Annotated in this window: 17 protein-coding genes; 8 read left to right on the forward strand and 9 right to left on the reverse strand. The window is 60.8% G+C overall.

Annotation, left to right across the window (positions count from 1 at the left end):
* Positions 1 to 114 precede the first annotated feature (114 nt).
* The gene (locus tag P8X48_05400) at positions 115 to 690 is read left to right on the forward strand and encodes a CDP-alcohol phosphatidyltransferase family protein (GenBank protein MEJ2106751.1); all 576 of its coding nucleotides are present in this window, start codon (positions 115 to 117) and stop codon (positions 688 to 690) included.
* A 16-nt stretch (positions 691 to 706) separates the two neighbouring features.
* Positions 707 to 1393, forward strand: coding sequence for a DnaA regulatory inactivator Hda (gene hda / locus P8X48_05405; protein MEJ2106752.1), 687 nt, complete (start codon positions 707 to 709; stop codon positions 1391 to 1393).
* Here the strand turns inward: hda and P8X48_05410 are convergent.
* Genes P8X48_05410 through arsC form a run of 3 tightly spaced genes read right to left on the reverse strand, consistent with a single transcriptional unit; the run spans position 1390 to position 2738 of the window.
* Positions 1390 to 1782, reverse strand: coding sequence for a DUF2069 domain-containing protein (locus tag P8X48_05410; protein ID MEJ2106753.1), 393 nt, complete (start codon positions 1780 to 1782; stop codon positions 1390 to 1392). The two genes, hda and P8X48_05410, sit on opposite strands and share 4 nt — an antisense overlap.
* On the reverse strand, positions 1779 to 2381 hold the full coding sequence (wrbA, locus tag P8X48_05415) for an NAD(P)H:quinone oxidoreductase (protein ID MEJ2106754.1): 603 nt from the start codon (positions 2379 to 2381) through the stop codon (positions 1779 to 1781). Before wrbA ends, P8X48_05410 begins: the two co-directional genes overlap by 4 nt.
* 6 nt (positions 2382 to 2387) lie before the next feature.
* Positions 2388 to 2738 carry an arsenate reductase (glutaredoxin) gene (gene arsC, locus P8X48_05420; protein ID MEJ2106755.1) on the reverse strand — a complete coding sequence of 117 codons (351 nt, stop codon included), beginning with the start codon at positions 2736 to 2738 and terminating at the stop codon, positions 2388 to 2390.
* 190 nt (positions 2739 to 2928) lie between these two features.
* Between arsC and P8X48_05425 the strand changes: the two genes are divergently transcribed.
* Positions 2929 to 3351, forward strand: coding sequence for a LysM peptidoglycan-binding domain-containing protein (locus P8X48_05425; GenBank protein MEJ2106756.1), 423 nt, complete (start codon positions 2929 to 2931; stop codon positions 3349 to 3351).
* Between the two features lie 73 nt (positions 3352 to 3424).
* Here P8X48_05425 and P8X48_05430 read toward each other — a convergent pair whose 3' ends face one another.
* The 3 genes from P8X48_05430 to P8X48_05440 form a co-directional block, all read right to left on the reverse strand.
* Positions 3425 to 4561, reverse strand: a complete 1137-nt coding sequence (locus P8X48_05430; GenBank protein ID MEJ2106757.1) for a hypothetical protein — start codon at positions 4559 to 4561, stop codon at positions 3425 to 3427.
* A complete protein-coding gene (locus P8X48_05435) occupies positions 4531 to 5055 on the reverse strand; it encodes a hypothetical protein (protein ID MEJ2106758.1) in 525 nt (174 codons plus the stop codon). Before P8X48_05435 ends, P8X48_05430 begins: the two co-directional genes overlap by 31 nt.
* Before the next feature lie 104 nt (positions 5056 to 5159).
* Complete coding sequence (locus P8X48_05440; protein MEJ2106759.1) at positions 5160 to 6593, reverse strand: aspartate ammonia-lyase; 1434 nt, start codon at positions 6591 to 6593, stop codon at positions 5160 to 5162.
* A gap of 119 nt (positions 6594 to 6712) precedes the next feature.
* On the opposite strand from P8X48_05440, the gene P8X48_05445 reads away from it, so the two are divergent.
* The 5 genes from P8X48_05445 to P8X48_05465 are packed head-to-tail and all read left to right on the forward strand — an operon-like array spanning position 6713 to position 10255.
* Positions 6713 to 7240 (forward strand): TlpA disulfide reductase family protein, encoded by a 528-nt coding sequence (locus P8X48_05445; GenBank protein ID MEJ2106760.1) that lies wholly within the window; start codon positions 6713 to 6715, stop codon positions 7238 to 7240.
* A 24-nt stretch (positions 7241 to 7264) separates the two neighbouring features.
* Complete coding sequence (locus P8X48_05450) at positions 7265 to 7831, forward strand: thioredoxin family protein (GenBank protein MEJ2106761.1); 567 nt, start codon at positions 7265 to 7267, stop codon at positions 7829 to 7831.
* Between the two features lie 34 nt (positions 7832 to 7865).
* The gene (locus P8X48_05455) at positions 7866 to 9209 is read left to right on the forward strand and encodes a TolC family protein (protein MEJ2106762.1); all 1344 of its coding nucleotides are present in this window, start codon (positions 7866 to 7868) and stop codon (positions 9207 to 9209) included.
* On the forward strand, positions 9206 to 9970 hold the full coding sequence (locus P8X48_05460; GenBank protein ID MEJ2106763.1) for an efflux RND transporter periplasmic adaptor subunit: 765 nt from the start codon (positions 9206 to 9208) through the stop codon (positions 9968 to 9970). Before P8X48_05455 ends, P8X48_05460 begins: the two co-directional genes overlap by 4 nt.
* Before the next feature lie 9 nt (positions 9971 to 9979).
* Complete coding sequence (locus tag P8X48_05465; protein MEJ2106764.1) at positions 9980 to 10255, forward strand: acylphosphatase; 276 nt, start codon at positions 9980 to 9982, stop codon at positions 10253 to 10255.
* Here the strand turns inward: P8X48_05465 and P8X48_05470 are convergent.
* The 3 genes from P8X48_05470 to P8X48_05480 form a co-directional block, all read right to left on the reverse strand.
* On the reverse strand, positions 10252 to 10830 hold the full coding sequence (locus P8X48_05470) for a lytic transglycosylase domain-containing protein (GenBank protein MEJ2106765.1): 579 nt from the start codon (positions 10828 to 10830) through the stop codon (positions 10252 to 10254). The two genes, P8X48_05465 and P8X48_05470, sit on opposite strands and share 4 nt — an antisense overlap.
* A 19-nt stretch (positions 10831 to 10849) precedes the next feature.
* A complete protein-coding gene (locus P8X48_05475; GenBank protein ID MEJ2106766.1) occupies positions 10850 to 12574 on the reverse strand; it encodes a proline--tRNA ligase in 1725 nt (574 codons plus the stop codon).
* Between the two features lie 172 nt (positions 12575 to 12746).
* On the reverse strand, positions 12747 to 13070 hold the full coding sequence (locus P8X48_05480) for a hypothetical protein (GenBank protein MEJ2106767.1): 324 nt from the start codon (positions 13068 to 13070) through the stop codon (positions 12747 to 12749).
* Positions 13071 to 13124: the final 54 nt, after the last annotated feature.

Here is a 13124-nt window from a genome sequence, read left to right on the forward strand (position 1 = left end):
GTTCGCTGTGGTGGAGAGGGGCGTATGGTAAGCGGCGGGGGGTCGGTGCGCAAACGGTTCGCGCCCCCACGGGCCCGTGCCCTATAATGCCGGCTCGTTTCCGGAGTCCCGATCGTGCGTTTGGCCCAGCTTCCCAACACCATTACGATCCTGCGCCTGGCCATGGTCCCGGTGCTCATTGCCCTGCTTCACTTCGGGCACTACCGGGCGGCCTTCTGGTTGTTCCTGCTGGCCGGCCTTTCGGACGGTCTCGACGGTTTCCTTGCACGGCGCTACGGGCTGCAGAGCCATCTCGGGGGTATACTCGATCCCGTAGCCGACAAGGTGTTGATGGTGGGCATGTACATTACGCTCACGGTCCTGCATCTGATTCCCTTGTGGGTCCTGCTGGTGGTCGTGTCGCGCGACTTTCTGATCGTCGGTGGGTATTTGGTCTATACCTCGCACCGTGGCGCCGTGCGCATGCAGCCGAGCATCTTCAGCAAGATCAACACAGGGTTCCAGATTGCCCTGCTCGTGGCCGTGCTCGCCACGCAGGCCCGCTATCTTATGGTGCCGTACCTGGTCGATCTTCTGATGTACTCGGTCGCGGTCACGACCGTTGTTAGTGGTGCTCACTATTATTGGCTCTGGGTCCTGCGTGGGGGCATCGAGTCCGCGGATCCGGAAGACCGCGACCCGCCCAGGTAGTCATTGGATCGGCTTGATGGAAAACCGCCAGCTCACACTTAACGTGCGAATCCCGGATCGGTGTTCGCTGGGAAATTTTGTTGCCGGGGACAATTCCGAACTCGTGTCCCGCCTTGCTGACCTGGTCGAGGAGCGGGCCCCGTCCGATTGCATTTTTGTGTGGGGGCCGGCCGGGAGCGGAAAGTCCCACCTGTTGCGCGCCGTTTGTCATGCCGCGCCCGACCGCAGCCAGTATCTGTCCCTGGCCAAACCTGACTTGCTGCCCGAGGAACTGACCGCGTTCACTGAGGCGGCGCTGGTCTGTATCGATGATATCGACACCGTGGTCGGGAATCCGGAGTGGGAAACGGCGCTTCTGGCGCTCTATGAAAGGGCGCGTGGCCGGACGACCCTCGTACTGGCGGCCCGCGCAGCGCCCCAGGCGTTGCCATTCCGTTTGCCGGATCTGCAATCGCGCCTGCGTGCCGGCCTGGTCTATGGCTTGCGGGTCCTCAGCGACGAACAGAAGCTGGAGGCGCTCCAGGTCCGCGCCCGGGATCGAGGGTTCGAATTGCCGGGGGAGGCCGGAATATACGTTTTGAGTCGCTATCCGCGGGACATGCATGCGCTGTTCGCGCTGCTCGATCGTCTTGACGACGCGACGCTGCGGGCGCAACGCCGGATCACCGTCCCCTTTCTACGGAGCCTTGAGGAGCAGGCCTAGTCTCGTTTGAAAGTGCGGCGAACATACTGACCGGCCAGAACGATGAATGCTGTACTTAATATTATCTCCGCAGTGGCGAGAAACCGGATGGGGGCCAGGAAGTGTCGGTGACCCGGACCGGCGTATGCCAGAACGACTCCTTCGACGAAATACAACAGCACGACGAGGCTGGCGATTACGATCACCTTCGGGTTGCCACGATAGACCCCCCGGGCCGCAAGCACCAGCGGCACGGCTTTGATCACCAGCCAAAATCCGGCCGGGGCACCGGGTGACGGCGCCAGCCAGCCTTCCCACAGCAAGATCAGCATAAACAAGCCGGAATAGGCGAGGTTCGCGCCAATGTACAGGGCGCGTGTGAGCGAATCCTTTTGCGCGGAATCAGTCAACTGCCGGTTCCGCCAAGACGTTGAGCCGTTCTTGCCAGCCGCTCCCCGAGGACACGGCACAGGTATTTCTCGACATCATCCACCGGCCGGTTATCGTCGGGTCCGGCAACGTGGGTGGCGCCATAGGGAGAACCACCCGAGGTGGTGGTGTTGATCCGGTCTTGCGAGAAGGGAATGCCGAGCAGGAGCATGCCGTGGTGCAACAGAGGGATCATCATGGACAGCAGCGTCGATTCCTGTCCGCCATGCTGCGAAGTGCTGGACGTGAACACGGCTGCCGGTTTTCCCGCCAGTTCGCCGGTGAGCCACAAGGGGGAGGTGGTATCCAGAAAATGTTTCAATGGTGCTGCCATGTTGCCGAAGCGGGTCGGGCTGCCGAGGGCGAGCGCGCAACATTCGCGCAAGTCGTCGAGGGTTGCATAGGGCGGACCGGATTCGGGCACGGGATCCAGGGTTGCCTCGTTGTCCGGCGACACCGGCGGTACGCATCGTATGCGTGCAGTCATATCGTGCACGGACTCGATTCCCCGCGCGATGTGTGTGGCCAGGGTCGCCACCGACCCCCGACGGCTGTAGTACAAAACGAGGATTTCGGGCATCGCGGTTTAGAAGATATTCAGTACGTTTTCTGGCGGGCGGCCGATTGCCGCTTTTCCATCGTTCACCACGATGGGGCGCTCGATCAGTCGTGGGTGGCGGACCATAGCATCGATGATCTCGTCTTCGGAAATTCCCGGCCGGTCCAGGCCCAGCTCGAGGAATTCGGGCTCTTTGCGTCGAATGAGGTCGACCGGTTTCATATTGAGCAAGCCCAGGAGTTCGCGCAGGGTCTCTGGCGAAGGCGGAGACTTGAGGTATTCCACGACCTCCGGGTCCATGCCTTTTTGTTGAAGGAGTTCGAGGGTCTGGCGGGACTTGGAACAGCGTGGGTTGTGATAGATCGTTGGCTTGCTCACGCGACCTCCGTAGCATTCGCACCGACAGGTGGTGGGGGTGAAACCGGATTGTAACGGGTGCTTTCTTGACAGCCTATAGGGCCGGTGATACGTTGATTTATAGAAACGATGCGCCGTTTTTACGCGTATTGCACGAATTCCGCCAACCGGCCTTGTTGGTAAAACTTTGAAAAAGAAGGAGATAAATGGCATGAACCGGGTATACGGGAACTGGAAACTGATGCTTGTCCTCGCCGGTGTGCTGGTTGCGGCCGGCTGCCAGAGCAAGCCTGCACAAGAAGAACCCATGGGGCCGGAACCCGCTCCGGCCGAGACTCCCGCGCCTGAGCAGCCAATGGCCGGCGAGACCTATACTGTAGTGCGCGGTGACAACCTCTGGGCCATCGCGAGCATGCCGAAGATCTATGGCAATCCCTACGAGTGGCCGCTGATCTACAAGGCCAACAGCGACAGCATCAGCGATGCGGATCTGATCAATCCGGGTCAGGTATTGAACATCGCCCGTGGTCAGTCGCAGTCGGAGATTGATGCCGCCGTCCATCATGCGAAGACGCGCGGTGCCTGGTCTCTGGGCGTCACCGAGGAATCGGACAAGGCCTATCTGGCCCAGTAAGCACCTGCGGCACAGATGATGAAAGAAAGGGCCCGTCGCTGACGGGCCCTTTTCTTTGTTACCTGGCGCGCGGTCAGACCGGAATGTACTCGAAATGGTCGAAATGGGCGGTGGTCTCGACCAGCTTGATTGCCCGGATGCGGATCAGTCTGTACCCATCGTCGTAGAACAGTTCACGGTCGGGGCGGAACGTGCCCTTGTAGGCAATGATGCCGGCCTTCTGATTCAGGGCGCCCATCTCCGGCACATGAATCGCGGGCAAGAATTCACTTTCCCGATGGTTCTCATCGAAGGTCTTGTACACGATGGCCCCGGCCACGGGTGATATGCGCTTGATTCCGATTTCGATCGCGCCGCCGGGGGCACTCTTCAACCAGCGAATTGTGTTGATCTCCCATGTATTCCCGTCCGGGGTGCGAACAGCCACCAGATCACCGACGCGCGCTTGCTGTCCACTGACGTGTTGGCTGCGGATGGCCATACCCCCGGCGCTTTCATCCACCAGTTCCCAGGGCGCGTAGACAAAGTCCGGGTTGTGGCTTGCGCCAGCCTGCTCGGCAACCCCGTCGTTCAGGTCGTTTTCCACGGTTGCGTAGCGTCCACCAAGCTGCGTCCTCTGCTGTGGCATGGGACCGACGAAGTCGGAACTGGCAACGAAGTCCGTGCCGCCGTTGAGCCAATAGGCAATGGTCTGCAGACCAATAGCCACGTCCACGCTGTCGCCGTTGCGCTCGGTACGCTGGAACGTGCGCTTGGGATTGACGCCCCAGGAGCTGAGGAGTCGTTTCAGGAGATCCTTGATCATGTCGGACTCAAAGAAATCCGAGTGCAGTCCGTCCGTCGCCGGCTGCTCTCCCTTCTGCAATTTTGACAGTTGCGAATGAATCTTGCGGGCGATATCTGTCGTATCGAGAAGGCGATATCGTTCTGCCGGGGCCAATGTCGCTTCCGTGGGTACGAACAACTCTCCCGCCTTGTCACTTTCCAGGTCAATCAGGAACTGGCAGTTCTTTCCCGGTGGCTGCGAACCGGGTACCAGCTTGCCGAGTTTGGCCCAGCGATTCAGGTAGTGCTGAATCAGCGCCACCATGCGCGATGGAAGATGATAGGGATCTGCGAAATCAACCAGCAAGGCCTGCTTGTAGACGAGGTCAACGCTGCTTTCGGGTACGGCCGAGTTCAGGGCATCCGGCACCGGGGCCGTGGCCACGCATAGGCGTCGGCCAGGGAATAAAGTTGGTGGATCTCTCGCCAGGCTCCCACCGGAACGGTGCAATAGCACTGATAGGAGCGGAGCAAGGCCTCGGCGAGATATCGCATGGCCCGCTGGATCACGACAGACAGGGAGCCCATCGCGCGCGAGCTGGGACGTACGCGATTGGAGCTAAGGGTATCGACCAGGACCCGCTTGTAGCCGTAGGCCATTTCGATCTGGAAGTCGCGCGCGCGATCCGCGGCAACCTTAGCGCGGTCACCCAGTGGCAGTGACTGACCCACGTATTCATCTTTCAGTTTCGCGCACACGCGAGCCACCGACTCACGATACACCTCCATCAACCGGAGTCTGGACATTCCATCGATGTCCATCCGATTGAGAGCGGAAAGGGAGCGAAACATGGTGTGGCTGGTCTGAGCCACATTGAGAATGGGCAGTTCCGCCAACCAGCTTTCCGCACGGTTGGGCTTCGTTTCGACAACGGTCATCGACTCGGAATCGAAATCCGGAAGAGAGAGCTTTAAATCCATCGTATTTTTAGTGTGCGATCCGCAAACACCCCTTTATATAGCCATTGTAGCCTGACTATGCACTAATATGGTATTGGGTGTATTACCGGAAAGGGGGGCAAAATCAGTCGAATTGGCCTAATTGCAGCCTGTTCCACCAGGCGGTCGAACTCGTCTTCGCTTATCAGCCCCCGTTCAGCAACGATTTCCCGGACGGCACGACCGGACTGCTCCGATTCCTTTGCAACCTCGGCAGCGGCCGCGTATCCAATGCGGGTATTGAGTAGCGTGGCAAGACCCACGCTGGTATGGGCAAAGTCCCGACACCGATCCCGGTCGATGCTCAGGCCTTTCATATTCCGATTCACAACGGCCATGATGGCATTGGTCAGCCAGTCCATTGCATCGAACAGGGCCGACCCCAGGGCCGGCATCATTACGTTCAGCTCCAACTGGCCCGCCTGACCCATGGCGGCGATGGCGGCATCCTGTCCGAGTACCTGGTAACAAACCTGGTTCAGCATCTCGAACATGACGGGGTTAACCTTGCCCGGCATGATGCTCGAACCGGGCTGCACGGCGGGCAGGTGAATCTCGGCGAGTCCGGTCCGCGGGCCCGACGCGAGCAGGCGCATGTCGTTGCTGATCCGGGTGAGTTCCAGGGCAAGGGCGCGGATCGCGTTGGACAACTCCTGCAGGTCCAGCATGGATTGCATTTGTCCAGCCAGATCTTCCGCTGCACGGATTGGTTCACCTGTAAGGTGGGCCAGTTCGCCGGCAACCGCATCGACATAACCGGGCGAGGTGTTGAGGCCGGTTCCGGCGGCCGATCCGCCCAGGCCGATTTGTGCGAGGCGCGTGCGCGTGTCGGCAATGCGATCCCGGCAGCGCTTCAGAATCCACGCATAGGCGCCGAACTCACGTCCGACCGTGGTCGGTACCGCGTCCTGCAGGTGGGTCCGGCCGCTCTTGACGGTGGCGGCTTCTTCTGTCGCGATACGTCGATATTCACCGGCGATGGCGTCCACTGCTTCGAGCAGTCGCGGGAGTTTTGCCAGAGCCGCGAGACGGATTGCGGTGGGGATGGTGTCGTTGGTGCTCTGCCCCATATTGACGTGATCGTTGGGGGAGACGGGATCGTAGTTTCCCCGTTCCCCGCCGAGCGACACATTGGCCAGATTGGCCAGCACCTCGTTCGTATTCATGTTGTGGCTGGTACCGGCACCGGCCTGGAAGCGATCGACCACAAACTGGTCCCTGTGCTTGCCTGCGATGATAATGTCGGCGGCATCAATGATTGCCTGTGCGGAACGCGCGTCCAGCCATTCCGCGTCCCGGTTGGCGACAGCGGCAGCGCGCTTGATCCGGACGTGGGCCACGATAAAATCCGCATCCGGCCGACGGCCGGAAATGGGGAAATTTTCCACGGCGCGAGCTGTCTGGATGCCATACCAGGCGTCTGCGGGTACGGAAAAGGCTCCCAGGCTGTCCTTTTCGGAACGGAATTTTTTCTCCATTGTGCGTTCCAAGGTGATGAACGGCGAATTATACAGGGGGAAAGGAATGGAATGCATCCGCCCCCGGTAGCGTCTCTTATTCACGAACCAGGTCAATCGGCGAACAGGAGTTACGAAGAATGGTTGGAAAGTTGTGTCAGGCGATAGTAATCATGCTGTTGATTTCCCCGCTGCCAGTAATGGCATCGGGGCCCGACCTGGTTCTCAAGCGCCTGGACGGAAAATCGGAGAACGTTTCAGATTTCATCGGACACGGAAAGTGGACCGTGGTTGCGATCTGGGCCCACGATTGTCCCGTCTGCAACGCGGACATTGATGAGATCGCGTTTTTCCATGATGCTCATCACCGAACGAATGCGACCGTACTGGGGGTTTCTATCGACGGCTGGGCACAGCGCAAGAAGGCGCAGCACTTCATTGATTTGCACGGACTCGGGTTCCCCAACCTGATCGCCGAGCCAAATCCTGCGCAACTGGCCAAGTTTGGCGGCGGTTCCTTTTACGGTACGCCGACCTTCTACGTCTATTCACCCACAGGCGAGCTGAGAGGCAGGCACGTTGGCGCCGTGACCCAGGAACAACTGGAAGACTTCATCAACAGTTCAGGCAGCACCGCCAAGGCGGATTCCGGGGAAACAAAGGGCTAGGTCGAGGACATGGACACTGAAGGCATGAAGATCTGGCGCGTGAGACAACCGGCTGGCTTGCTGTTGGCGCTGCTGTTGCTGGTGCCCACGGTATCGGTGACATCCGCCGCCGAGACCCGGGATCCAACACAGTATTTCTTCAGCCAGAGCTTCGGAAATCTCCAGGACGAGGCCGCCGCGGCCCGGGAGCAGGGCAAGACTGGCGTACTCATCATGTTCGAGAAGGCAGACTGTCCGTGGTGTGCGAAAATGATGGCGACGGTTCTCAACCAGGTTCCCGTACAGACATACTTCACGAAGCACTTCACCGCGCTCCAGGTCGACGTGGATGGTAGTGAGCCGATCACCGACTTCGGCGGGCACGAGATGCTGGAAAAGGACTTCGCGCTCAAGCACAACCGTATTCGGGCTACGCCCACCTTCGTGTTCTTTGACACTCAAGGCAAGGAGTTGATGAAGTACACGGGTGTGACGCGAAATGCCCAGCAATTCCAGTGGCTGGGCGAGTTCGTCGTTAATGGCGACTACAAGAAAGAGAGGTTCACGATCTACAAGCGCAAGCGGGAACAGCAGCTACGCGATCCTAGTTGACGACCGGGGTCCTGCCGGGCGAGGATCATCGGTCATGAAGAGCCGGCGATATGTGGTACTGGCGATGGTTACCTGGACCGCGATGGCCAGCGCCCAGGAAACCAAGAACCCCGTTTTGGATGATCCCGCGGCCAAGGCTCCTGTTACCCAGGCCTTGCCCAATCCATTGACCCTGCCAGAGGCGCTTCGCCTCGCTGACGCCCCACACCCCGATACCGAGATTCCCGCGGCCGAGTTGGCCCAGGCCGAGGCGCAGGCGAGATCGGTGGAGGCGGACCGGAATGCAGAGCTGTACGCCGATATAATTCCTTCCTATGTCGATCCCGCCGATCCGATCTACGGGTCGGCGCAGGGAGACAGCATGGCATTGTTGAGCCTGCGCAAGCGACTCTACGATTTTGGCCGCACCCGGGCCCGCGAGCGGTCGCTGGAAGAGACTGTTGCGGGCCGCAAGCTGCTGCTGGTGGATGCGCGGCAGCGCCGCCGCCTTGTCGTCATGCAGGCATTCTTCGACGTATTACTGGCCGATCAGCGGTACATGGTGGACAACGAGGCCATGGCCCATGCATACGTCGTCTTTGACCGCATTCGTGAACGACACAAGCAGGGGCGCGTGTCCGACGTCGACATGGCGGCGGCGGAATCCCATTATCAGGATCTTTTGATCAAGCGCACACGGTCGCAATCCGAGCAGCAACGCAGCCGCCAGCGCCTCGCGCTTGCTCTGAATCGCCCCGGTCAGTTGCCGGAGAATCTGGCGCAGCCCACAATCAATGTCGGGAAGAGAACAGTTCCGGATTTCGACTCGCTGTGGAAGCAGGTGAAAGAAAAGAACCCTGTCCTGTTGTCCCTGGATCGAAGGCTGGCGGCGGCACGCGAGCAGGTACAGTTTGCCCGTGCCGGACGGCGACCGGTGCTGGATGCGCAACTGCAGGCCGGCGCATTTGAACGGCCTCTGGGAAACAGCAACGACTGGAGCGCCAGCCTGAATCTCCGCATTCCCATCTACCAGGGTGACCGGATCTCCTCCGCCGTGTCCGAGGCACAGGCGGAGTTGGCGCGTCTGGAGGCCAAACGGGAACGAAGCATTCTCAAGTTGCGCCAGAACACGCTTGATCTGGTGCAGGATCTCGAAGTCCTTGATGTTCGCCGCAAGGCGGCGCAGGTCAGGGGTGACTACCGCGAGATGTACCTGGACCGCGCCCGCGCCCTGTACGAGATGGAAAAGGAAGTCAGTCTCGGAGATGCCATGACACGCATGACGGAGGCACAGTGGATGAGCATGCAGGTCAAGTTTGATCTGGCCATGACCTGGGCACGAATCGATGCCCTCACGGGTTCGCTGGGGACCCCGGCCACAGAGGAGAAGAAACCATGAATCCGTTCCCGTTCCGGCATATCGTCTTTGTGTTCGCCGCCCTGCTTTTGATACCCGTCGCCCGCGCGGAGGACGGGACCGTGGCATGGGCTCGGCGGGTTGAACTCGGTGTGCCGGTTTCCGGTGTCGTCGATATGGTTTCGGTCCACGCGGGTGACCGGGTCAAAAAGGACCAGCTGCTGCTGCAGCTCGAGCAGACTCCGTTTGCCACTGAACTGGAACGGGCGCGGGCCAAGCGAACCGAGGCCGGAACGGAGCAGCGCCTGGCGACTCGCGATCTCAAACAGGCCAAGGAGCTGTACGATCGCGGCCTGAATTCCACCGATGAGCTTGAAGACGCGCAGCTGCACAAGAAACGGGCCGATGCCGCGGTTCTGGCAGCGCGCGCCCGCGTCCAGCGTGCCGAGTACGACGTGAAACACAGCGCCCTTCGCGCGCCTTTTGACGGCTGGGTGCTTCGCCGGCAGGTGGAGCCGGGGCAGAGCATCATCAGCACGCAGCAGTCCCAGATTCTGCTCGTGCTCGCCGCGGCAAGTCGCTACATCGCCGTGGTGAAGGTGGCGGGCAAAACCGTCGCCGATTTGCACGTAGGTGGTAACGCCCGCGTCAAGGTCGCGGGCCACACCTACGAGGGCAAGATACGCAGTGTCGGTCTGGAGCCGCTGGCGGATACCGCGGGTACCCTGTATCCCGTGAGTGTGGAATTCAATAGCGGTGATATGCGGCTCTATGCCGGACAGAAGGCGAGCGTCTCATTCTGAGTTTCCGCCATGACTTGTGTCCACTTCGTTGTCCATGGCCGCGTACAGGGTGTTTTCTATCGGGCTTCAGCCCAGGACACGGCCCGCCGCCTGGGACTTCGCGGTTGGGTGCGCAATTGCAGTGACGGTACGGTGGAGCTTGTCGCCTGTGGCGAGGAAGCGGGTTTGCGCGAACTGCAAGCCTGGTTGGGGCAGGGGCCAAAACATGCGCGCGTCGATCGGGTCGCGGCGAGCGGGATTCCGGAACAGGACTTCGACGGTTTTGTCGTGCGGCGGGATGGCTAGTTCGGATACCAGCGCCGATCCAGGGCGTTGAATATCTTGCCCGGGTAGCGCCAACGGCCCGTGCTTCCATTGTATCGGCCAAGAGCGCGCACGAGGTTTCCGTCTTCTTTTTTCATATAGTACTTCAGGATGGTGCAACCGTAGCGCAGATTGGTCTTCATGCGAAACAGGTTGTCTCCCTTTTTGCCGATCTCCTTGAGCCAGAATGGCATGACCTGCATCAAGCCACGAGCCCCTGCGCGGGAAATGGCGAACTGGTCGAAGTTGCTTTCCACCTCGATAACCGCGAGCACAAGCTCCGGCGGCAATTCGGCCCGCAGGGCCTCGCGATGCACCAGGGTGAGGAGCTTGATCCGGTAGTCCGGATCGGGGATGCGCTTGCGCAGGCGGTTCGACATATCGGTCAGCCACACCGTGGCGAGGTAGGGGTCATGGAAGCTGCGTGTATCCTGGGCCGCGGCACGCAGGGCGCGCGTCAGTTCGGGGTCTGCCTTCCGGGCATCGGACTCCGCGCTGAACGCGGTGGTGGCATACAGCACCAGTCCCAGTACGATGATTGCCCTGTTGATTCTCATTTTTCCGGCCCCCGTCGGATCAGGCTTGCAACTGCTCCTGAATTGCAGTGCCCAACCCTTGCAAGGGTAGCTCATTCGCGGAGGATTGCCCACGCCGTTTGTATTCCGCGACCCCGTTCTTGAGGCCCCGGTCGCCCAGGACCACGCGATGGGGGATGCCCACGAGATCCATGTCCGCGAACATGACCCCGGGCCGTTCATTGCGATCGTCAAGCAAGACGTCAATCCCTGCGGCCGTCAGTTCCTCATACAGGGAGTCAACCGCGGCCCGCACCGCCTCGGATTTGTGGTAGCCGATGGGAACAATGCAAACGGAGAATGGGGCAATGGCATCCGGCCAGCGGATGCCGTCGTCGTCGTGGTTCTGCTCGATCGCTGCGGCAACGACGCGTGATACGCCAATACCGTAGCAGCCCATGGGCATGATGACGGTGCGACCGTTTTCGTCCAGGACGGTGGCGTTCATGGCCTCGCTGTACTTCGTGCCCAGCTGGAAGATGTGTCCAACCTCGATCCCGCGGCGAATTGTCAGCGTTCCATCGCAGGTCTCCTCCAACGCGGAGCGCGGGCAGGGGTCACCAGCGACGACTTCGCGCATGTCGGCCACCACTGGCTCAGGGAGGTCGCGCCCCCAGTTGACGTTGCGCAGATGTTTGCCGTCCTCGTTTGCGCCACAGACGAAGTCCGCCAGGCGGGCCGCGCTTTCGTCGGCGATGACTGTGAGGCCCAGTCCCACCGGGCCGATCGAACCCGGGGCGCAGCCCGCGTGGGTTCGCACCTCGTCGGGTTCGATCAGACGCAGGGGGCGGGCGACGGCCTCGATCTTCTCCGCCTTGACGGGGTTCAGTTCGTGATCCCCGCGCAGGACCAGGCCTACGGGGCCGTCATGACCTGCGACCAGCAATGTCTTGACTGTTTGTGCCGGATCGATCTTGAGGTAGCCGCTGACTTCTTCGATGCTGTGCTGCCCCGGCGTTTCGACTTCCGCCATGGGTTTCCCCGGTTCCGCGCGCTTGCCGACGGGCGGCAGGGCGGGGGCGAGTTCCACGTTTGCCGCGTAGTCGCACTTCTCGCAGATGGCAATGCGATCTTCGCCAGAGTCGGCCAGCACATGAAACTCATGTGAGGCGTTGCCACCAATGGCGCCGGTGTCCGCCTCTACCGGACGGAACTCCAGCCCGAGTCGTTCAAAGATTCGGGAATAGGCGCCGTACATGGCTTCGTAGGTTTCCGCCAGGGACCCGTCGTCGGTGTGGAAGGAATAGGCATCCTTCATCAGAAACTCGCGCGCACGCATGACGCCAAAGCGCGGGCGAATCTCATCGCGAAATTTGGTCTGTACCTGGTAGAAAGTTGCCGGCAGCTGGCGATAGCTGCGCAGTTCGCGCCGTACCAGATCGGTGATGACCTCTTCGTGCGTGGGGCCGAAACAGAACTCGCGCTGATGGCGGTCATGCAGGCGCAGCAGTTCCGGTCCGTACTGTTCCCAGCGGCCTGATTCCTGCCACAATTCCGCCGGCTGTACCGCCGGCATCAGGACCTCCTGGGCGCCGGTGCGATTCATCTCCTCGCGCACCACGGCTTCCACTTTCCGCAGCACGCGCAGGCCGAGCGGCAACCAGTTGTACACGCCGGCGGCGACCTTGCGGATCATGCCGGCGCGCAGCATCAGGCGGTGGCTGACAATTTCGGCGTCGGCCGGGGTTTCCTTGACGGTGGAAAGGAGAAAACGGGAAACGCGCATTTGTTCCTCTTCTTCGGTGCGGTTGCGGCAGATGATTTTGGTACCGGCCCGATTATGCCCGAGTTTGACCCGTGGCGGGACTTCGTCGCGCCAGAATCGCGGTGGCGGGGATCGCAGCGAGAATTGAGAACGGACGGGCGCGCCCTTCGGGTACGCCCGTCTTGCGAGACGCCTAGTACCGGCCTCCCCCGGGGCCCATGCCGTTGCCTTGACCCATACCATTCCCGGGGCCCATGCCGTTGCCGTGCGGCCGCGGTTCGTCGGGAAGTTTCACGCCGCGTTCCTTGGCGCGTTCCTGCATCTGCTTGTGGTGTTCACGACGGAAGGCCTGCCGTTCTTCCCTGGTTTTCAGGGTGCGCATCTTTTCCCGGTATTGCGTACGTTCCTGCGGCGTCATGAGCTGCCAGCCATACACGGGCTTGCCATCGGCCATGGCCAGACCCGTGGAAAGCAACATCACTGCCGCGATACCAATGATCGTGATAGGGTGTTTCATATGTGGACTCCTTGAAGGGATCCTTCAGGACAAGGGGAGCGAATTGTTGCGCCG

Source organism: Acidiferrobacteraceae bacterium, assembly GCA_037388825.1.
Lineage (GTDB): Bacteria > Pseudomonadota > Gammaproteobacteria > Acidiferrobacterales > JAJDNE01 > JARRJV01.